Raw genomic sequence first — 19,740 nt, forward strand, 5'->3', positions numbered from 1 at the left:
GCTCATGGGCGCGGGGGCTCCTGCGGGGTCTCGGGCGTGTCGACCTCGGGCGCCTGCGTGGCGGCCGGATCGAGCGGGCGGGAGCGCCGCAGGAAGCCGCGGGCGCTCAGGAAGTCGTCCAGGAAGGGCCGATGGTCCGTGCAGGCCAGCCAGGTCTTCACGCGGTCCGGGGCGTGGACGCGCGGGTTGTTCCACTCCAGGGCCCAGGCGGCCTCCGCGGTGCAGCCACGACGCGAGCAGACCGGCCGCTCGGGCCCGTCCACGGCGGCGTGCGGGGATCGGGCAGTGGAGGCACCGGCGGCGGGGTCAAGGCGGCCGGACGCGAGGGCGCCCAGCAGGTCCATGCCCGGCTCACCCGGGACCGCGCCGATCACGCGCCGCCCCGTCCGGGCAGGCCGGGACTGCCGGCGGACGAGGACCCTCGGCCCAGCGCCCGGGGCGCACGGTCGCGCGGGTCGTCCACGAGGTCGCCGGTGAGCACGACCGGCTCGGGCGCCGCCGTGTCGTCGGGGCGGGGGGCCAGGGCCGGTCCCTGGGTGGGCACGGCGCGCAGGGTGCCGGCCTGCTGCGGGCCGGTGTTGTTCACGCGCACGACGGCGACGTAGGGCAGCACGACCGCGCCGAGGATGAACCCGAGCTGCCACCAGCCGTGGGTGAAGAGCGCGGCGACGAAGCAGGCGGTGCGGAGCAGCATCTGGACCAGGTAGACCTTCATGCGCGCCTCCCGGTCCGCGCTGCGGCCGGCGGCGGCGGTGGTGACCCCCTGGACCTCCGGTGTCGTCCCGCGCCCGGCGCGGGCGGGACGGCCGGCTCGGGAGCTGGCGGCGGAGCTGGTCATGGCGCATCCTCCTGGCACGTCGCGCCCTGCGGAGGGCCCCCGCGCGGCCGCGGACGTAGAGTGGTGGTTCACATGCCGGCGCGCCCGCCCTCGGCGGCGCCCCGCAGGACGGCGTCGACGGCGCCGCGCCGGTGCTTCAGTCTAGTCCCGTCCCGTCCGGAAGGTGTTCCCATGGCCGATCAGACCACCACGCCCGCAGCGGACGCGCAGGCCGCCGGCCGCAGCGTCCTCGTCACGGGGGGCAATCGCGGCATCGGCCTGGCCATCGCCCGGGCGTTCGCCGCGAACGGCGACCGGGTGGCCATCACCTCCCGCTCGGGGGAGGGGCCGGAGGGGGTCCTCGCGGTCCGGGCCGACGTGACGGACGCGGCCTCCGTGGACGCGGCCTTCCGCGAGGTCGAGGAGGCCCACGGCCCGGTCGAGGTGCTCGTGGCCAACGCCGGGATCACCCACGACCAGCTGCTGCTGCGCATGTCCGAGGACGACTTCACCTCGGTGATCGACACGAACCTCACCGGCGCCTTCCGCGTGGTGCAGCGCGCCACCAAGGGCATGATGCGCCTGAAGCGCGGCCGCATCGTCCTGATCTCCTCCGTGGTGGGCCTGCTCGGCTCGCCCGGCCAGGTCAACTACGCCGCCTCCAAGTCCGGCCTCGTCGGGATGGCCCGCTCGATCACGCGCGAGCTCGGCGCGCGCGGCGTGACCGCGAACGTCGTGGCCCCCGGCTACATCGACACCGAGATGACGCAGTCCCTCGACGACGAGCTCAAGGCCCAGTACAAGACGTCCATCCCGGCCGGCCGCTTCGCCGCCCCGGAGGAGGTGGCCGGCGTCGTGCGCTGGCTGGCCTCGGACGAGGCCGCGTACATCTCCGGGGCCGTGATCCCCGTGGACGGCGGCCTGGGCATGGGCCACTGACGACCACCGACCGCTGAGCAGACAGGAAGCACAGAACATGACCGAGCAGGACCTGGCCGGACGCGGCGTCGTCGTCACCGGCTCCTCCCGCGGCATCGGAGCCGCCACCGCCGAGCTGCTGGCCGCCCGCGGCGCGGGCGTCGTGGTGAACTACCGCCAGAAGGCGCCGCGCGCGAACAAGGTGGTGCAGAAGATCGAGGACGCCGGCGGCCGCGCCGTGGCCGTGGGCGGCGACGTGACCGTCGCCGAGGATCGGGCCGCGCTGCTGGACGCCGCCGTGGAGCACTTCGGCTCACTCGACGTGCTCGTGCTCAACGCCTCGGGCGGCATGGAGTCCCAGTTCGGCGAGGACTACGCCCTGAAGCTCAACCGTGACGCCCAGGCCGCGCTGGCCGACGCCGCGCTCGAGCGCATGGGTGCCGGCGGGCAGATCGTGTTCGTGACCTCCCACCAGGCGCACTTCATCGACGAGGTCGCCACGATGGACTCCTACGAGCCCGTGGCCCGCTCCAAGCGCGCCGGCGAGGACGCCCTGCGCGAGCGCATCCCCGCGTTCACCGAGAAGGGCGTGGGCTTCGTGGTGGTCTCCGGCGACATGATCGAGGGCACCATCACCGCCACCCTGCTCGACCGCGCCGAGCCCGGTGCCATCGAGGCCCGCCGCGAGGCCGCCGGCAAGCTCTACTCCGTGGAGGAGTTCGCCGCCGAGATCGCCTCCCTCGTGGGCCGCGAGGACCTCGAGGTCGGCCACACCGAGCTCGTGGGCGGCGCCGAGGACTTCCTCGGGCAGGACTGAACCGCACCACACCCCTGACGACGAGGGCCGGATCCGTGGGATCCGGCCCTCGTGACCTCCGGGAGCGGACGCCTCAGAGACCGAGGAGCCACCGCAGGGGGGTGAAGGAGGGCACGTCGACGACGACGTCCGCGTGCTCCCGGAGGATCGGCTTCGCGCACAGCGCCACGCCGCAGCCGGCCGCCTCGAGCAGATCGATGTCGTTGGCGCCGTCGCCCACGCCGACGGCCTGCTCGGGGGTGAGCCCCGCGTCCTCGGCCCAGGCGCGCAGCATGGCGGCCTTCGCCGCGCGGTCCACGACGTCGCCGAGCACCTTCCCCGTCAGGTGCCCGTCCCGCACCTCGAGCTCGTTGGCGCAGTAGGCGTGCACGCCCCACGCCTCGGCCAGCGGGGCGAGCACCTGGGTGAAGCCGCCGGAGACCGCGCACACCCGGCCGCCGGCCGCGGTGATGGCCTCGATCAGCGCGAGGGCTCCGTCGGTGGGCCGGATGGCCCGCACCACGTCCGCCACGACGCCCACGGGCAGCCCCGCGAGCGCCTCGACGCGCGCGTGCAGCGAGGCGGCGAAGTCGAGCTCACCGCGCATCGCCCGCTCCGTCACCTCGGCGACCTCGGCCTCGCGGCCGGCGTGGGCGGCGAGCAGCTCGATGACCTCCTGCCGGATCAGCGTGGAGTCCACGTCCGTCACCACGAGGGGCGCCGGCGCGGCGGCGACCGTCGCCGGCACCGTGAGCACGTCCCACCCGGAGCCCGGCTCCGGGGCCGCCGCCCACTCGTCCGCGGCGAAGCGCCAGCCCAGCAGGCCGTCGTCGGTGAGCCGCTCGGCGTCGTCGGGCACGCCGGCCGGGGGCGCGTCCGTGACGAGGAGGGCGGGGTCGGCGGTGACGACGAGGCGGCGCAGGGTGCTCATGCGCGGCATCCTAGGCGGGGGTGCGGGCGCGGCCGGGCGTGCGTCGCATCGGCGACGCGCCGGCCGGCCGGACTAGGCTGGCCCCCATGACCACCCCCGCGCCTCCCGACGACTGGTTCCTCCCGGATGAGGACGCCGTGCTGCAGATGCGCCGCGTGCGCGTGCGCCGCGGCACCACCGACATCCTCGGCCCCCTGGACTGGACGGTCCGCGCGGGGCAGCGGTGGATCGTGATGGGCCCGAACGGCGCCGGCAAGTCCACGCTGCTTCAGCTGGCCGCGGCCCGCCTGCACCCGACCGCCGGCGACGTCGGCGTGCTGGACGAGGTGCTCGGCGCCGTCGACGTGTTCGAGCTGCGCCCGCGCATCGGCCTGTCCTCCGCCCAGCTCGCCGCCCAGGTGCCCGCGAACGAGACCGTGCAGGACGCCGTCGTCACCGCCGCCTACGGGATCACCGGCACGTGGCGCGAGCGGTACGAGACGGAGGATCGCGCCCGCGCGCTCGGCCTCGTGGCGACCTGGGGGCTCTCCCGCCTCGCGCACCGCGCGTTCGGCACCCTCTCCGACGGTGAGCGCAAGCGCGTGCTCATCGCCCGTGCCCTGATGACCGATCCCGAGCTGCTCCTGCTGGACGAGCCCGCCGCGGGCCTGGACCTCGCCGGGCGGGAGGACCTCGTGCGCCAGCTGACGGCGCTCGCCACGGACGAGGACGCGCCCGCGCTGGTCCTCGTCACGCACCACCTCGAGGAGGTGCCCCCGGGCTTCACGCATGCCCTGCTGCTGCGGGACGGCGGCGTCGTGGCGGCCGGGCCCATCGAGTCGACGCTCACCGAGGAGCACCTCTCCGCGGCGTTCGGCACGGACCTGAAGGTGACCCGCACCGGCGGTCGGTACACCGCCGTGGCCCGGTGACGGGGCTGCTGACCGCGCAGCTGCTGGGCATGGACCTGTGGCAGGTCCTGCTCGTGCTGCTCGCGGGGTTCTGGGCCGGCACGATCAACTCGGTGATCGGCTCGGGCACGCTCGTCACCTTCCCGACGCTCGTGGCGGTCGGGTTCCCGCCCGTGACGGCCCAGGTCTCCAACGCGATGGGCCTGGTGGCCTCGGGCTTCTCCGGCACGTACGGGTACCGCCGCGAGCTGGCCCAGTCCCGGGCGCTCCTGCCGAAGCTGACCGTCGCGTCCCTGCTCGGCGGGGTCATCGGCGCCGCCCTGCTCACCACGCTGCCCCCGGCCGTGTTCGGCTACGTCGCGCCGGTGCTGCTCGTGGTGGCCCTGACGGTCGTCGTGCTGCAGCCGCGCATCCAGCGGTGGGTCCGGCGTCGGGCGGAGGACCAGGGGCCGACCCCCGGCGCGGACTCTCCCGTGCCGGTGGGCCCCGTGACCCCGACGCTGTGGACGCTCGTGTTCCTGACCGGCATCTACGGCGGCTACTTCGTGGCCGCCCAGGGCGTCATGCTCATGGCGATCTTCGGCGTGCTGCTGGTGGGCGGCACCCTCGTGCACGCCAACGCGGTGAAGACGTGGCTGTCGCTGGTGGTCAACCTCACCGCCGCCGCGTTCTACCTGGTCTTCGCCTTCGACCGCATCGACTGGCGGGCCGTCCTGTTGATCGCGCTCTCCTCGCTCGTGGGCGGGCTCGTGGGCGCGCGGATCGGCCGGCGCATCTCGCCGACGGCGCTGCGCGTCACCATCGTGATCGTGGGCCTGGCCGGGCTGGTGGTCATGGTGATGCGGCAGGTCTCGGGTGGGTGAGGGCGGGACCCGCGAGGTGCGCCTGGAGCGGATCGAGGACCTCGCCGACCCCCGCCTGGCCCCCTACACGACCATGACGGACGCGGCCCTGCGCCGTCGCGTCGACGCGGAGCACGGCGTCTTCCTCGCCGAGTCCTCCCAGGTGGTCCGCCGCGCGCTGGACGCCGGACACACCCCGCGCTCCTTCCTGCTGGGGGACCGCTACCGCGGTTCCTTCGCGGACGTGCTCGCCGCCCATCCGGACGTCCCGGTCTTCACCGGACCCGACGATGTGCTCGAGGCCCTCACCGGCTTCCACCTGCACCGCGGCGCCCTGGCCGCGATGGACCGCCCCGCACCCCGGCCGCTCGCCGACGTCCTCGCGGGCGCCCGGCGCGTGCTCATCGCCGAGGACCTCGTGGACCACACGAACCTGGGCGCCGTGGTGCGCTCCGCCGTCGCCCTCGGCTGGGACGCGCTGCTGCTCACCCCGCAGGCCGCCGACCCGCTGTACCGGCGCGCCATCCGCGTCTCGATGGGCACGGTGTTCCGCCTGCCGTGGGCGCGCCTGCCCGGCCCGGTCGCCGAGTCGCTGCCCGCGCTGCGGGCGGCCGGGTTCGCGGTGGCCGCCCTCGAGGTGACGGACCGCGCCGTGGGCCTGGACTCGCCGGAGATCGAGCCGCTGCGGACCGCCGAGCGCCTGGCCCTCGTCCTCGGCCAGGAGGGGCCGGGGGTCCGGCCCGACACCCTCGCCCAGACCGACGCCGACGTCGTCATCCCCATGCCCGCCGGCGTCGACTCGCTGAACGTGGCCGCGGCCGCGGCGGTCGCGCTGTGGGAGCTGCGCGCGCGCTGACCGGCCCGGGTGCGGTAGAGTGGGCGGCTGGCCCGCCGTCCGGCGGACCCCCTGACCACACCTCTCGCGCCCCTGGTCCCAATCAGGCGGCTGAAACGAAGGATGCACCATGAAGTCTGAGATCCACCCGGATTACCGCTACGTCATCTTCAACGACCTCGCCTCCGGTGAGAAGATCCTCACCCGCAGCACCGCGAACTCCGAGAAGACCGCGGAGTGGACCGATGGCAACACCTACCCGGTGATCGACGTCGAGATCTCGGCCGCCTCGCACCCGTTCTACACGGGCAAGCAGCGCATCATGGACACCGCCGGCCGCGTCGAGCGCTTCAACGCCCGCTTCAAGGGCTTCGGCGGCAAGAAGTGACCGCGGCGGCCTGAGCCGCGCGCCCACCACGACGACGGGCCCCGCGCCCCCGGAGCGATCCGGGCGGTGCGGGGCCCGTCGCGTCGCCCGTAGGCTGACGGGCATGACGACTCTCCACGGTGAATACAAGGTGATCGGCGGCAAGCTGGTCGCGGCGGACCTGACCCTCGCGGACGGCCGGATCGCGACCGCCAGCATCAACGGCGACTTCTTCCTCGAGCCGGACGAGGCGCTCGAGGACCTCAACGCGGCGGTCACCGGGCTGTCCGCGGACGCCGAGCACCGGGTCATCCGGGAGGCCGTCGAGCGGGGGCTGCGCTCCGAGGCCGAGCTGTTCGGCGTGGACGCCTTCGCGGTCGCCTCGGCCGTGCGTCGGGCCCTCGGCAAGGCGACCACGTGGGGGGACCACGAGTGGGAGGTCATCGGGCCGGAGCCGATGCCGATCGCGCTGACCGTGGCCCTGGACGAGGTGCTCACCCGGCAGGTGGCCGAGGGACGTCGCAAGCCGACCATGCGCCTGTGGCAGTGGAACGAGCCGGCCGTGGTGATCGGCGCCTTCCAGTCGCTCGCCAACGAGGTGGACCCCGAGGGGGCGCGGCGGCACGGCATCAACGTGGTGCGGCGGATCTCCGGCGGCGGCGCGATGTTCATGGAGGCGGACAACTGCGTCACGTACTCGATGCACGTGCCGTCGTCGCTGGTCGACGGGCTGGAGACGGCGGAGACCTACCCGTTCCTGGACGAGTGGACCATGGACGCGCTTTCCCGACTCGGCGTGCACGCGTTCTACCAACCGCTCAACGACATCGCCACGGACCAGGGGAAGATCGGCGGCGCCGCGCAGAAGCGGGTGGGCACGGCCGGGCTCCTGCACCACGTGACGATGAGCTACGACATCGACGCGGACAAGATGCTCGAGGTGCTGCGCATCGGCCGGGAGAAGCTGCGCGGCAAGGGCGTGACCTCGGCGAAGAAGCGCGTGGACCCGCTCCGGCGCCAGACCGGCGTCTCCCGCGCCGAGATCTGGGAGACCATGATGACCACCTTCGAGGAGCGCTACGGCGCCCGCCGCGTCGAGCTGGACGAGGCCACCCGTGAGGAGGCCGAGCAGCTGGCCCGCACCAAGTTCACGACCCCCGAGTGGACCGCGCGGGTGCCCTGAGCCGCCTGACGGCGTCCCGGCACCGTCCGGCACGCTTCCGTCCGGGGGCGGTTTGCGGTGGTATTCGACGTGAGTACCGCCCGAAACCGCCCCCGACGCGTCGAGGTGTGGCGGGGCGGCTCTGTCAGGATCGGACCATGACCCCCGACGACGACGCCCCCGTCCGCCTGATCGCCCGCTCCGACGCCCCGGGGCGCCCACGGTCGACCGTGGACGTCCACTGCGCCCTCGAGCTGGAGCTGGCCTCCGGCCGCCGCGTGCCTCTGCTCACGGACCGCGGCTGGACGAGCCGGGCGGCGGCCGCACGCCTGCCCAGGAGGAGACGCGACACTGGGACGCGCTGGCAGCGGTCGCGGCCGAGGCCGGGGTGCCGGTGGGGGCCGCAACGTTGCGCGAGCTGCCGCTCGTGGGGGAGACCTCGCCCGAGCTGGCCGCCCTCGTGGACCGGGCGCACCGCGAGGCCCGCGCCCTGAACCGGCTGCTCGGCGTCCACCCGCTGGCCCTCGGCACGGTCGCGCCGGCCGACGTGCTGGGCGCCGACGCGACCGCCGCGCTGCGGACCGGGCTGGCCGCGGGACTCGGCGTCGCGCCGACGGCGTGGGAGGACCCGGGCGTCGTGCTCGCGCCCGCCGCGGACGCCGACCCGGAGCTGCTGCACGTGGTCCTGCTGCACACGACCGCGGTGGTCGCCGGGCCACCCGCACTCGTGGCCCGCCTCGCGGACGCCGACGTCTCCGACCTGCTCGACGACGCCTCCCTCGGCGCGCACCTGCGCCGCCCGGTGGAGGACGTGTCGGCGGCCTGGCTCCACGCGGCCGACCGGCAGGCGCTGTCCCTCGACCCGGACGGCGGGGCCGCGCACGTGGCGCGCCACGCCGAACTGACGGCCGTGCTGGAGACGCGGCCCGTCGTCGTCGAGCGGGTGGGGATGCGCGACCGGGACGCCCAGCGCGCCGCCGACGCCGTGGGCCTGCGCCGGGTGGGCCGGGAACGCGTGCTCCGCGTCGCCGCGCCCTGAGCTGGAATGGTCACGACACGCCGCCTCGCCCGAGGGGAGGCGGCGTGTCGTGAACACTCTGCGCGGGAGGGCTTACCGCTCAGCCCGCCGGCTGCACCGCCTGCACGCGCAGGGACCGCCGCAGGGCGTCCGTGTGCTCCACGACCAGGCGCCGCAGGGCCCCCGGGGCGTCGCGGTGCTCGTCCAGCCAGCGCTGGGCCGCGGCCAGCGTCGGGTGCGACTCCTGCGCGTCGACGCCGCCGGCCACCGCATCCTGGCGGCCCGGGAACAGCCCGCCGATCGCGCGCGAGGCCAGCCCGTTGGACCGCGAGGCCCACACCGAGGTCAGGCGCGGCCAGAAGCCGGACTCGTAGGGGGCGAGGAGCTCGACCTCGCCCGCCGCGAAGCCGGCCGCCGTGGCCGAGAGCAGGTCGTTGGACAGCTCCGTGCCGGTGGCCGTGCGGCCGGACATGACCGCCTCCCACGCCGCGGCCTTGACCTCGGCCTCGGGGCGGGCGGCCGCGGCGAGGCGGTGCCACGTGACCGTCTGGGCGGTGCGGCCGGCCTCGAGCTCCGCGTCCAGGCGGTCCTGGCCGGCCCGGCCGGTCGCGGCGAGGGCCTGGAGCACGAGCCAGCGCAGCTCCGCGTCGATCGCCAGGCCCGGCGCCGACGTCGCCGCGTCCTCGCCGAGCAGGGCGGCCTCGAGGGCCGCGGCCATCCCGACGTCGGCGCGCGCCAGCGTCGCCCACGTGCGGGCCGCGGTGCGCTGGCGGTCGGAGCCGGCCTCGAGCGTGCGGGTCTGCTCGGCCAGGACCTCGCCCAGCCGGGCCCGCAGCGCGTCCCGGTCCTCGGCGCGGGCGTACTGGCCCACGGCCGCGGCGGCCTGCGTCAGCACCTGCGCGTGCACGCCCACGGTCGCGATCCGCGCGGACAGCGTCGCCACCGCGTCCAGGAACCGGGCGACCGGCAGCTCGCCGTCGCGGGTCATCGACCACAGGGCGGCCCACACGGTGGCCTCCGCGAGCGGGTCCGCGATGGGGTGCGTCAGGGCCGCGCGCAGCGAGCCCGCGTCGAGCGCGACGGCGGCGTAGGTGAGGTCCTCGTCGTTGGGCAGCACGAGGCGGACGCCCCCGGGGACCTCGAGGTCCGGCAGGGGCACGGCCGCGCCCTCCGCCCCGCCCGGCACGTCGGCGGTGACCTGGGCGGTGCGGCGCAGGACGCCGTCCTGCCCGGGCGTGAAGAGGCCGACCTTCAGCACGTGCGGGCGGAGGATCGGCCCGCCCGTGACCGGGTCCGTGCCCTCCTGGCGCAGCACCGGGGCGTCGCCGTCGACGTCGACCCGCAGCCGGGGCACGCCGGAGGTGTGCAGCCACGCGTCCGCCCACGCGCGCATGTCCCGCCCCGAGGCGGCCTCGAGCGCGGCCATGAAGTCGGCGAGGGAGGCGTTGCCCCACGCGTGGGCGGCGAAGTAGCGGTGCGCGGCGTCGAGGAACGCGTCCCGGCCCACGTAGGCGGCCAGCTGCTTGAGCACGGAGGCGCCCTTGGCGTAGGTGATGCCGTCGAAGTTCTGACGGGCGGCCTCGAGGTCGACGATGTCCGCGACGATGGGGTGCGTCGTCGGCATCTGGTCCTGCACGTACGCCCAGGCCTTGCGGCGGGACGCGAAGGTCACCCACGCGGTCCGGAAGTCGGTGGCCTCGTCCACGCCGAGGGCGCCCATGTAGTCCGCGAACGACTCCTTGAGCCACAGGTCGTCCCACCAGTGCATCGTCACGAGGTCGCCGAACCACATGTGCGCCATCTCGTGCAGGATCACGTTGGCCCGGCCCTCGTACTGGACCGCGGTGGCCCGCGAGGTGAACACGAAGTCCTCGGTGAAGGTCACGAGGCCCGGGTTCTCCATGGCGCCGAGGTTGTACTCGGGCACGAACGCCTGGTCGTACTTGCCCCACGGGTACGCGACGCCGAAGAGGTCGTGGAAGAACGTCAGCCCCCGCTTCGTCACGTCGAACACGGCCTCGGGGTCGAACGCGTCGGCCATCGTGCGCCGGGTGAACAGCCGCAGCGGCACGGCCTGCGCACCGCTGGCCGGGTGACCGTCCCAGGCGTCCTCCCACTGCGCATAGGGGCCGGCGAGCAGCGTCGTGATGTAGGTGGACTGGGGGAGCGTCGGGGCGAACTCCGCCCGGACGACGCCGTCCCCGGCCCGCGTCCGGGACACCTCGGGCCGGTTCGAGGCCAGCACCCAGTCCTCGGGTCCGGTGAGGGAGAAGGTGAAGGCGGCCTTGAGGTCCGGCTGCTCGAAGTCCGGGAACACGCGGCGCGCGTCGGCGGGCTCGTACTGGGTGTAGAGGTAGACCTCGCCGTCGGCGGGGTCCGTGAAGCGGTGCAGGCCCTCGCCCGACCGGGAGTACACGGACCGGCCGACCAGCTCGACCACGTTCTGCGCCGCCAGATCGGGCAGCAGCACCCGGGCCCCGCCCACGACCTCGGCCACGTCCAGCGCCGTGCCGTTGAGGGTCACCGACTCCACGCCCCCGTGGATCCAGTCCAGGTGGGTCTGCGCGCCCGGCTCGGCGCACGCGAAGCGGATCACGGTGCGGACCGGATAGGTGTCGGTCGCGGCGTCCCGGGCGTCGGAGAGGTCCACGTCCACGGCGTAGTCCTGCACCGTGAGCAGGCGGGAGCGTTCCGCGGCCTCAGCGCGGGTGACGTTGGTGGCGTCGAGGTCGGGGGTGGTGTCGGTCAAGGCGAGCCTCCGGTCGGGGATCCAGCGGGGACGGCGACGCGCGGACACACCGGGGCGTGCCCGCGCGTCGGCGGTGGTCCGGGACCGGCGGCCCGGGGCCGCGTCAGTGCGGCTTCGGGACGGGCTGGCCCTTGGAGAGCACCGTCAGGCCGGATTCTGTCACGGTGTAGCCGTTCGCCTCGTCCTCCGCCCGGTCGAAGCCGATGCGCGCGCCCGGGGGCACGACCACGTTCTTGTCCAGGATCGCGTTGCGCACGTGGGCCCCCTCGCCGATCACGACGGAGTCCAGCAGCACCGACTGCTCCACCCACGCCTCGTTGTGCACGCGCACGTCCGTGGAGAGCACGGACTGGGCCACGGTGCCGCCGGAGATGACCACGCCCTGGGAGAGGATCGAGTCGTTCGCCGAGCCGGGGCGGCGGGTGGACGAGCGCACGAGCTTGGCGGGCGGGGAGACGGACTGGCGGGTGTAGAGCGGCCACTCGCGGTTGTAGAGGTTGAACTCCGGCCACGGCTGCACCAGGTCCATGTGCGCGTCGTAGTAGGAGTCCAGGGTGCCGACGTCCCGCCAGTAGTGCTTGCCGGCCGTGCCGCCGGGCACCTCGTTGGAGGTGAAGTCGTACACCCCGGCCTCGCCGCGCTCCACGAACAGCGGGATGATGTCCCCGCCCATGTCGTTGTTCGACTCGGGGTTCTCCTCGTCCTGGTTCAGCGCCGCCACGAGGGCGTCCGTGTCGAACACGTAGTTGCCCATCGAGGCCAGGAACTGCGTGGGGTCGTCCGGCAGGCCGGGGGTCGTCTTCGGCTTCTCCACGAACGCCGAGATCCGCGTCCTGTCCTGCGGGTCCGTCTCGATCACCCCGAACGAGGAGGCCAGCTCGAGGGGCTGGCGCACCGCGGCCACGGTCGCCTTGGCGCCCGAGGCGATGTGCTGGTCCACCATCTGCTGGAAGTCCATGTGGTAGACGTGGTCCGCGCCGATGACGACGACGATGTCCGGCCGTGCGTCGTGGATCAGGTTCATGGACTGGTAGATGGCGTTCGCGCTGCCCGTGAACCAGTCCTTGCCCCGGCGCTGCTGCGCCGGCACGGAGGCCACGTAGTTGTTCAGCAGCGTGGACATCCGCCACGTCTCGGAGATGTGGCGGTCCAGCGAGTGCGACTTGTACTGCGTCAGCACGACGATCTCGCGGTACCGGCTGTTGACCAGGTTGGACAGCGCGAAGTCGATGAGGCGGTACGTGCCGCCGAACGGGACGGCCGGCTTGGCACGGTCGGCCGTCAGCGGCATCAGACGCTTGCCCTCACCGCCCGCCAGCACGACCGAGAGGACCTTCTTCTGCACCATCTGCGTCACTCCTCATGAGCCGGGTCGTCGCGACCCGCACGCGTGCTCTGGGCGTGCGGGGCATCCGTGCCGCCAGACTATCGACCCCCGCCGGGCTGAACTAGGTTGGGGGCGTGCGCATCGACATCGTGAGCAAAGAGTTCCCCCCGTCCATCTACGGCGGTGCCGGCGTCCACGTCGCCGAGCTGACCCGCGTCCTCGCCTCCCGCGTCGACGTCCGCGTCCATGCCTTCGGCGAGCCGCGCGACCCGGACTACCACGGGGCCCGCGTCCTGACGTACCCGAACCCGCCCGGGTTCGACGCCGCCAACGGGGCCGTGCAGACCCTGGCCACCGACCTCACGATCCTCGGGGACCTCGAGGGCGCCGACGTCATCCACTCCCACACCTGGTACGCCAACCTGGCCGGCCACCTCGGCAAGCTCCTGCACGAGGCCCCCCACGTCCTCTCCGCGCACTCCCTCGAGCCGCTGCGCCCCTGGAAGGCGGAGCAGCTCGGCGGCGGCTACGCCCTGTCCAGCTGGGCCGAGCGCACGGCCTACCTCGGGGCGGACGCGGTCATCGCGGTCTCGGACGGCATGCGTCGGGACATCCTGGCCTGCTACCCGGACGTGGACCCGGCAAAGGTGCACACGGTCCACAACGGCATCGACACACAGGTCTGGACCCCGCAGACCGGCACCGCCGCACTGGAGAAGTACGGAATCGACCCGGACAAGCCCTCCGTCGCGTTCGTCGGCCGCATCACGCGCCAGAAGGGCGTGCCCCACCTGCTCCGTGCGGCCCTGCGGCTGCCGGAGGACGTCCAGCTCGTGCTGTGCGTGGGCGCCCCGGACACCGCGGAGCTGGCGCACGAGGTGAACGGGTTGATCGCCGAGCTGCGGCGCACCCGCCAGGGCGTCGTCGTGATCGAGGGGATGATCCCGCGCCACGAGGTGATGGAGATCCTCACGGCCGCCACCGTGTTCGCCTGCCCCTCGGTCTACGAGCCGCTGGGCATCGTCAACCTCGAGGCGATGGCGTGCGGCACCGCCGTCGTCGCCTCCGCCGTGGGCGGCATCCCGGAGGTCGTGCAGGACGGCGAGACCGGCCTGCTCGTCCCCTTCGAGCAGGTCGACGACGGCACGGGGGCGCCCGTGGACGAGGAGGGGTTCGCCGCCGACTTCGCGGCCGCGCTCACCCGCGTCGTGGAGGACCCGGAGCGCGCCCGCGCGATGGGTGAGGCCGGCCGGGCCCGCGCGATCGAGCACTTCTCGTGGGAGACCATCGCGGAGCGCACGATCGAGGTCTACGAGGCCGTGCTGCGCTGAGCCCGCCCGGCCGACCACGCAGACGGGCCCCCGCCACCGCGAGGTGACGGGGGCCCGGTGCGTCCGGGGACGGACGCGGTCAGCCGCGGCGACCCCGCGCCGCCTTCTCGCGGGCGCGCACGGCCTTCTCGTCCTCCGGCTCCTCGCCGGCGGCCCGGCGGGCCGTGAACCAGGCGTGGGCCTCCTCCTGGCGCTGGGTCTCGGCGTCCGTGGCCACCGCCATGCGCAGGTGCTCGGGCTCGAGGCCGAACGCCTCGACGAGCTCGAGGGCGAAGGGGCGCAGCCGCTCGGCCAGCCGGTTGACGTAGCCGCGCAGGGCCCGGGCGCGCTGGCTCGAGACGCGGCCGTGGGCCACGAACCAGCCGAGGTCGTCCTCGATGAGGCGCAGCGCGAAGAGGTCGCGCAACCACGTCAGGACGGTCTTCGTGGTCTCATCCGTGATGCCCTCCAGGGCGCGGGTGAAGGCCTCCCACTGCAGCAGCTCGCCGTGGTTGCGGGCGGCCTCGATGAGCTCGTGCTGGCGCGTGTTGAACGCCTCCGCCTGCGCCGCCTGGCCCTTGCCCCGGGCCCCCGAGAGGGTGCCGGCGACGTCGGCGGTCTTGGCGCGGACGCGCTCGGTGAGCAGCTCATGCTGCACGGCGGGGTCCTTGAACCAGTTCGCGGAGCGGCGCTCGGACCCGCCGTCGGCCACGGACTGGACGGCCTTGTGCAGGCCCGCACGGTGGAGGGCGTCCGAGGCCTGATGGACCACGTAGCGGGAGACGGCGCCCACACTGAGACGTCCGAACTCCTTCGAGTAGTCGGTCAGCAGACGCTTGCCCACCAGCTGCAGGAGCACCGTGTTGTCGCCCTCGAACGTGACGTACACGTCCAGGTCGGCACGCATCTGGGCCACCCGGTTCTCGGCGAGGAATCCGGCGCCGCCGCACGCCTCGCGGGCCTCCTGCAGGGTGTCCAGGGCGTGCCACGTGGTCAGCGGCTTGACGGCCGCGGCGAGCGTCTCGAGCTCCTGCCGGTCCACGTCCGTGTCGGAGCGGCCGGAGAAGACGTCGTCGAACTTCTCGACGAGCTCGTTCGAGGCGAAGGCGTCCGCGTAGGCGCGGGCCAGGCGGTCGATGAGGCGGCGCTGGTGGTTCTGGTAGTCCAGCAGCACCTCCTCCCGCTGCGGGTCGGAGGCGTTGAACTGGCGGCGCTGCTCCGCGTAGGCCAGCGCACCGTGCAGGCCGAGGAAGGAGGCCGTGGTGGCGGCGAGGGACAGGGAGACGCGGCCCTGGACGAGCGTGCCGAGCATCGTGAAGAAGCGACGCCCGGGGGAGGCGATGGGCGAGGAGTAGGTACCGTCCTCGGCCACGTCGCCGTAGCGGTTGAGGAGGTTGGTGCGCGGGATGCGGACCTGGGTGAAGTGCAGACGGCCGTTGTCGATGCCGTTCAGTCCGCCCTTGAGGCCGTCGTCCTCGCCACCCACGCCGGGCAGGAAGGCACCCTCCTCGTCCCGGATGGGGACGTAGAAGCAGTGCACGCCGTGGTTGACGCCCCGGGTGATCAGCTGCGCGAAGACCGTGGCCGCCCTGCCGTGCAGCGCGGCGTTGCCGAGGTAGTCCTTCCAGGCGCCCTTGAACGGGGTGTGGATGACGAACTCCTGGGTCGCCTCGTCGTACGTGGCGGTCGTGGCGATCGAGGCGACGTCCGAGCCGTGCCCGATCTCGGTCATGGCGAAGGCGCCCGGGACGCTCAGGTCCATCGCGCCCGGCAGCCACCGACGGTGGTGCTCCGCGGTGCCCAGGTGCAGGATCGCCGAGCTGAACAGGCCCCACTGCACACCGGCCTTGATCTGCAGGGAGGGGTCGGCGAGCACGAGGTCACCGAAGGCGGCGAGGTTGCCGCCGTGGTTGTCCTCGCCGCCGAACTCGCGCGGGAAGGCGCGGTGGACCGCGTTGCGCTCCACGAGGACGCCCAGCTGCCGCAGGACGCGGGCGCGGTGCTCGTCCATGCCGAGCAGCGGGTCGCGCCACAGGGCGGGGTCCTTGGCGAGTTCGCGGGATTCGCGGCGCTCCGCGGCCCAACGGCCGAGGAGGGCCTCCTCGAGGGCCGCGGCGTCGAGGGAGCCGGGCGTCGGCCGCTCGGGCGCGATCTCGGCGACGTCGGAGGGAACCTCGGTGCTGGGCGTCGAGGACTGGGGGGCGAGCTTCTCGTGGACGGTCATGACGATGCTCCTGTTCGTGAGTGGGGGCGGGCGCGGTCGGCGTCCGCCGCCGCGGGTTCGAGGGAGGCGCCGGGCGCGGCGCCGATGAGGCCGGTGAGCAGCCAGTCGGCGATGGCGCGGGCCATCGCCTCGACCGGGATGCGACCGGCGGCCGGGGTCCGCAGCCAGGTCTCGGCGGCGGCCCGGACGAGGCCGACGGCGGCGCGCGGCCACAGGGCGAGCGGGTCCGCCGGCGCCGGGGCGTGGCCCCGCGCGGCCATCCCGCGCGCCAGGCCCGACTCGAGCACGGCGTAGACGCGCTCGAGGAACGGGCCCAGCACAGGGGCCTCGGCCGCGGCGGGGGGCGGGGCGACGGCGAACGCGTACACCTCGGGCGACGTCGCCGCGACCGTGAGGTACACCTCGACCATGCGACGCAGCGCCTCGGGTTCGGAGACCGGTTCGTCCGCGACCTCGAGCAGGCGGCGCTCCATGTGGGCGGTGACCCGCTCGGACACCGCCAGGCGCAGGCCCTCGCGGTCGCCGAAATAGCGGTAGTAGACGGTCTTGGAGGTGCCCGCGTGGGACGCGATCTCCTCCATCGAGGCGTGTGCGCCCAGGGCGTGCACGGCCGACCGGGCGGCCCGGACCAGTTCCAGACGGCGCTCGGCGCGGTGCCGGTCCCAGCGGACGCTGCGACCGTCCCGGGCGGTGGACGTAACGGGGTTCACGAAACCGAGCGTATCAGGTACTGTGGGTCACAGTCACCCACCCCGCCGATGTCCGTATCGTCCGGGGTGGAAACGCCCCCGCCGCGTCGGCGGTGGGCCCGCCGTCGAGAGGACCGTCATGACCCACCACGAGACCCCCGCGTCCGAGACCGCCTCCCGCCCCGCCGTCGCCGGTGGAGCGCTGCGCCCCGCCGTCATCCTGGGCGGCAACCGCATCCCCTTCGCCCGTGCCAACACCGCCTACGCCGAGGCCGGGAACCAGGAGATGCTCACGGCCACGCTCGACGGCCTCGTCGCGCGGTTCGGGCTCCAGGGCGAGCGCATCGGCCAGGTCACCGCCGGCGCCGTCCTCAAGCACCCGCGCAACTTCAACCTCACCCGCGAGGCCGTCCTGGGCTCCGCGCTCTCCGCCGCCACCCCGGCCGCCGACGTCCAGGTGGCCTGCGCCACCGGCATGGAGGCCCTGGGCACCCTCGCCAACAAGATCCGGCTCGGCCAGCTCGACTCCGCCATCGGCGGCGGCGTGGACTCGATCTCGGACGCGCCCGTCTCGCTCTCGGACGGCGCGCGCCGCGTGCTGCTGCAGCTCAACACCGCCAAGACCACGAAGGACCGCCTGCGCGCCCTCGCCCAGCTGCGCCCCGGGCAGCTCGTGCCCGAGCCGGCCGGCGCGGGCGAGCCGCGCACCGGCATGTCCATGGGCGAGCACCAGGCCCTGACCACCCACAAGTGGGGCATCACCCGTCAGGCCCAGGACGAGCTCGCCGCGGCCTCCCACCGGAACCTCGGCGCCGCCTACGCCGCCGGGTACATGGACGATCTGGTGACCCCGTTCCACGGCCTGGCCCGCGACAACAACCTCCGCCCCGACTCCACGCCGGAGAAGCTGGCCGGCCTGAAGCCCGCGTTCGGCCGCCAGCTGGGGGACGAGGCGACCATGACGGCCGGCAACTCCACCCCGCTCACCGACGGCGCCTCCGCGGTGCTGCTCTCCTCCGAGGAGTGGGCCGCCGAGCGCGGACTGCCCGTGCTCGCCGAGTTCGTGGACATGGAGAACGCCGCCGTGGACTTCGTCGACGGACACGAGGGCCTGCTCATGGCCCCCGCCTACGCCGTCCCGCGCCTGCTGGCCCGGCACGGGCTCACCCTCGACGACCTCGACTTCGTGGAGATCCACGAGGCGTTCGCCGGCACCGTCCTGTCCACGCTCGCCGCCTGGGAGGACGAGGAGTACTGCCGCGAGCGCCTCGGGCTGCCGGGTGCGCTGGGCTCGGTGGACCGCGCCCGGCTCAACGTGCACGGCTCCTCGTTGGCGGCCGGTCACCCCTTCGCCGCCACCGGCGGCCGCATCGTCGCCCTGCTGGCCAAGATGCTGCATGAGAAGGGGGAGGGCTCCCTCGGCCTCATCTCCGTCTGTGCCGCCGGCGGCCAGGGCATCGTCGCCCTGCTCCGCGGCCGCTGAGCCCCGACCGACCCGACCCGAGAGGACCGACCATGACCGACCGTTACGGCACCTTCGTCGCCTCGCCCCTGGGCCGCCGCCTCACCGGCGCCCTGGGCCTGCCTCAGCCCGTCGAGCTGCGCCGGCACACCCCCGGCGACCCCGTGCTGCCCGGCTCCGTGCTCGTCTTGGGCGCGACCCCCGCAGCCGCGGACGCCCGCACCCTCTTGGCCTCGTGGGGCCTCGAGGTCGCCGACGCCCCCCGGGAGGGCGCCCGCCACGCGGCGATCGTCGCGTGCTTCGACGGGGTCGCCACGCCCGCGGACCTCGGCGCGGTGGCGCTGGAGATCGGCGGCGCGCTGCGCTCGCTGGGCTCCTCCTCGCGCGTGGTGACGGTGTTCGAGGACCCCGAGGCCGCCACGGACCCGACCCTGCGCGCCGCCCGCCAGGGCGTGACGGGCCTGACCCGCTCCATCGCGCACGAGATGCGCCGCGGCGGCACGGCCAACGGCCTGGTCCTGGGCGAGGGCGTGCCGCTCACCGCCCCCGGTGCGGCCGGCGCGCTCGCGTTCCTGCTCTCCGGCCGCGCGGCGTACGTCTCCGGCCAGTTCGTGCCCGTCGCCACCGCCGACGGCGCTGTCCCCGCCGACGCGGCGCGCCCGCTGGCCGGCAAGGTCGCCGTGGTCACCGGTGCCGCCCGCGGCATCGGCGCCGCCATCGTGCGGACGCTCGCCCGCGACGGGGCCGTGGTCGTCGGCGTGGACGTCCCGGCGGCGGGCGAGGCGCTGGCCGAGGTCGTGAACGAGGTCGGCGGCACGGCGCTCGCCCTGGACATCACGGCGCCGGACGCGGGCGCTCGCATCCTCGAGCACTGCCGCACCCGGCACGGCCGGATGGACGTGGTGGTGCACAACGCCGGGATCACCCGGGACCGGATGCTGGCCAACATGGACGCCGCGCGCTGGGACTCCGTCCTCGCCGTGAACACCACGGCCCAGCTGGCCATGAACGAGGCGTTCCTCGCCGAGGACGCCCGGGACGTGGCGGGTCAGGGGCTGCGCATCGTGGGCCTGGCCTCCATCTCCGGCATCGCGGGCAACCGCGGCCAGACGAACTACGCGGCCTCGAAGGCCGGGGTCATCGGCCTGACGGCGGCGTCCGCCCCGGTCCTCGCGGCCCGCGGGGGCACGATCAACGCGGTGGCCCCGGGCTTCATCGAGACCGAGATGACCGCGAAGATCCCGCTCGCCACGCGCGAGGTGGGCCGGCGGCTCAACGCGCTGCAGCAGGGCGGTCTGCCGCAGGACGTGGCCGAGACGGTGGCCTGGCTCGCCTCGGACGCCGCCGGAGGCACCAACGGGGCCACGCTGCGGGTCTGCGGCCAGTCGAAGCTGGGGGCGTGA

18 protein-coding genes are annotated in these 19,740 nt (G+C 74.3%); 11 read left to right on the forward strand and 7 right to left on the reverse strand.

Annotation, left to right across the window (positions count from 1 at the left end; all coding sequences use genetic code 11):
* Nucleotides 1–2: 2 nt before the first annotated feature.
* Nucleotides 3–374 (reverse strand): hypothetical protein, encoded by a 372-nt coding sequence (locus CITRIK5_RS04435; protein ID WP_036336831.1) that lies wholly within the window; start codon nt 372–374, stop codon nt 3–5.
* Nucleotides 371–838 carry a DUF3099 domain-containing protein gene (locus CITRIK5_RS04440; protein WP_159833139.1) on the reverse strand — a complete coding sequence of 156 codons (468 nt, stop codon included), beginning with the start codon at nt 836–838 and terminating at the stop codon, nt 371–373. Before CITRIK5_RS04440 ends, CITRIK5_RS04435 begins: the two co-directional genes overlap by 4 nt.
* A 171-nt stretch (nt 839–1,009) precedes the next feature.
* On the opposite strand from CITRIK5_RS04440, the gene CITRIK5_RS04445 reads away from it, so the two are divergent.
* Together CITRIK5_RS04445 and CITRIK5_RS04450 are read left to right on the forward strand one after the other, a co-directional pair.
* Nucleotides 1,010–1,756 (forward strand): beta-ketoacyl-ACP reductase, encoded by a 747-nt coding sequence (locus CITRIK5_RS04445; protein WP_159833141.1) that lies wholly within the window; start codon nt 1,010–1,012, stop codon nt 1,754–1,756.
* Between the two features lie 37 nt (nt 1,757–1,793).
* The gene (locus CITRIK5_RS04450; RefSeq protein ID WP_159833143.1) at nt 1,794–2,552 is read left to right on the forward strand and encodes an SDR family oxidoreductase; all 759 of its coding nucleotides are present in this window, start codon (nt 1,794–1,796) and stop codon (nt 2,550–2,552) included.
* Nucleotides 2,553–2,625: 73 nt separating this feature from the next.
* On the opposite strand, the gene serB is transcribed toward CITRIK5_RS04450, so the two are convergent.
* Nucleotides 2,626–3,462, reverse strand: coding sequence for a phosphoserine phosphatase SerB (gene serB / locus CITRIK5_RS04455; RefSeq protein ID WP_159833145.1), 837 nt, complete (start codon nt 3,460–3,462; stop codon nt 2,626–2,628).
* Between the two features lie 86 nt (nt 3,463–3,548).
* Here serB and CITRIK5_RS04460 point away from each other — a divergent pair, with 86 nt between their 5' ends.
* The 6 genes from CITRIK5_RS04460 to CITRIK5_RS04485 all read left to right on the forward strand — a co-directional run bounded on the left by CITRIK5_RS04460 (nt 3,549) and on the right by CITRIK5_RS04485 (nt 8,597).
* Complete coding sequence (locus tag CITRIK5_RS04460) at nt 3,549–4,373, forward strand: ABC transporter ATP-binding protein (RefSeq protein WP_052520061.1); 825 nt, start codon at nt 3,549–3,551, stop codon at nt 4,371–4,373.
* On the forward strand, nt 4,370–5,215 hold the full coding sequence (locus tag CITRIK5_RS04465; protein ID WP_036315227.1) for a sulfite exporter TauE/SafE family protein: 846 nt from the start codon (nt 4,370–4,372) through the stop codon (nt 5,213–5,215). The genes CITRIK5_RS04460 and CITRIK5_RS04465 overlap by 4 nt, the downstream gene beginning before the upstream one ends.
* Nucleotides 5,208–6,050, forward strand: a complete 843-nt coding sequence (locus CITRIK5_RS04470; protein WP_159833147.1) for an RNA methyltransferase — start codon at nt 5,208–5,210, stop codon at nt 6,048–6,050. The genes CITRIK5_RS04465 and CITRIK5_RS04470 overlap by 8 nt, the downstream gene beginning before the upstream one ends.
* A gap of 109 nt (nt 6,051–6,159) precedes the next feature.
* Nucleotides 6,160–6,417 carry a type B 50S ribosomal protein L31 gene (locus tag CITRIK5_RS04475; protein WP_036336843.1) on the forward strand — a complete coding sequence of 86 codons (258 nt, stop codon included), beginning with the start codon at nt 6,160–6,162 and terminating at the stop codon, nt 6,415–6,417.
* Between the two features lie 103 nt (nt 6,418–6,520).
* Nucleotides 6,521–7,579 carry a biotin/lipoate A/B protein ligase family protein gene (locus tag CITRIK5_RS04480; protein ID WP_159833149.1) on the forward strand — a complete coding sequence of 353 codons (1,059 nt, stop codon included), beginning with the start codon at nt 6,521–6,523 and terminating at the stop codon, nt 7,577–7,579.
* 373 nt (nt 7,580–7,952) lie between these two features.
* Nucleotides 7,953–8,597 carry a hypothetical protein gene (locus tag CITRIK5_RS04485; RefSeq protein ID WP_233437075.1) on the forward strand — a complete coding sequence of 215 codons (645 nt, stop codon included), beginning with the start codon at nt 7,953–7,955 and terminating at the stop codon, nt 8,595–8,597.
* 79 nt (nt 8,598–8,676) lie between these two features.
* Here CITRIK5_RS04485 and pepN read toward each other — a convergent pair whose 3' ends face one another.
* Both pepN and glgC read right to left on the reverse strand, forming a co-directional pair.
* Nucleotides 8,677–11,325, reverse strand: a complete 2,649-nt coding sequence (pepN, locus tag CITRIK5_RS04490; protein WP_159833151.1) for an aminopeptidase N — start codon at nt 11,323–11,325, stop codon at nt 8,677–8,679.
* A gap of 103 nt (nt 11,326–11,428) precedes the next feature.
* On the reverse strand, nt 11,429–12,673 hold the full coding sequence (gene glgC, locus CITRIK5_RS04495; RefSeq protein ID WP_061867262.1) for a glucose-1-phosphate adenylyltransferase: 1,245 nt from the start codon (nt 12,671–12,673) through the stop codon (nt 11,429–11,431).
* Nucleotides 12,674–12,786: 113 nt separating this feature from the next.
* Here glgC and glgA point away from each other — a divergent pair, with 113 nt between their 5' ends.
* A complete protein-coding gene (gene glgA / locus CITRIK5_RS04500; RefSeq protein WP_002855046.1) occupies nt 12,787–13,983 on the forward strand; it encodes a glycogen synthase in 1,197 nt (398 codons plus the stop codon).
* Between the two features lie 79 nt (nt 13,984–14,062).
* Here the strand turns inward: glgA and CITRIK5_RS04505 are convergent, their stop codons facing one another.
* Entirely contained in the window at nt 14,063–16,186 is a 2,124-nt protein-coding gene (locus tag CITRIK5_RS04505; protein WP_134416990.1) for an acyl-CoA dehydrogenase, read from the reverse strand.
* The gene (locus CITRIK5_RS04510; protein ID WP_036383382.1) at nt 16,183–16,896 is read right to left on the reverse strand and encodes a TetR/AcrR family transcriptional regulator; all 714 of its coding nucleotides are present in this window, start codon (nt 16,894–16,896) and stop codon (nt 16,183–16,185) included. Before CITRIK5_RS04510 ends, CITRIK5_RS04505 begins: the two co-directional genes overlap by 4 nt.
* A 118-nt stretch (nt 16,897–17,014) precedes the next feature.
* Here CITRIK5_RS04510 and CITRIK5_RS04515 point away from each other — a divergent pair, with 118 nt between their 5' ends.
* Together CITRIK5_RS04515 and CITRIK5_RS04520 are read left to right on the forward strand one after the other, a co-directional pair.
* Nucleotides 17,015–18,358, forward strand: a complete 1,344-nt coding sequence (locus tag CITRIK5_RS04515; RefSeq protein WP_061867265.1) for an acetyl-CoA C-acetyltransferase — start codon at nt 17,015–17,017, stop codon at nt 18,356–18,358.
* A 32-nt stretch (nt 18,359–18,390) separates the two neighbouring features.
* On the forward strand, nt 18,391–19,740 hold the full coding sequence (locus CITRIK5_RS04520) for a 3-oxoacyl-ACP reductase (protein WP_036383386.1): 1,350 nt from the start codon (nt 18,391–18,393) through the stop codon (nt 19,738–19,740).

Origin of the sequence: Micrococcus sp. 116, assembly GCF_902506395.1 — a bacterium.
In the GTDB taxonomy this organism is placed as follows: Bacteria; Actinomycetota; Actinomycetes; order Actinomycetales; family Micrococcaceae; genus Micrococcus; species Micrococcus luteus.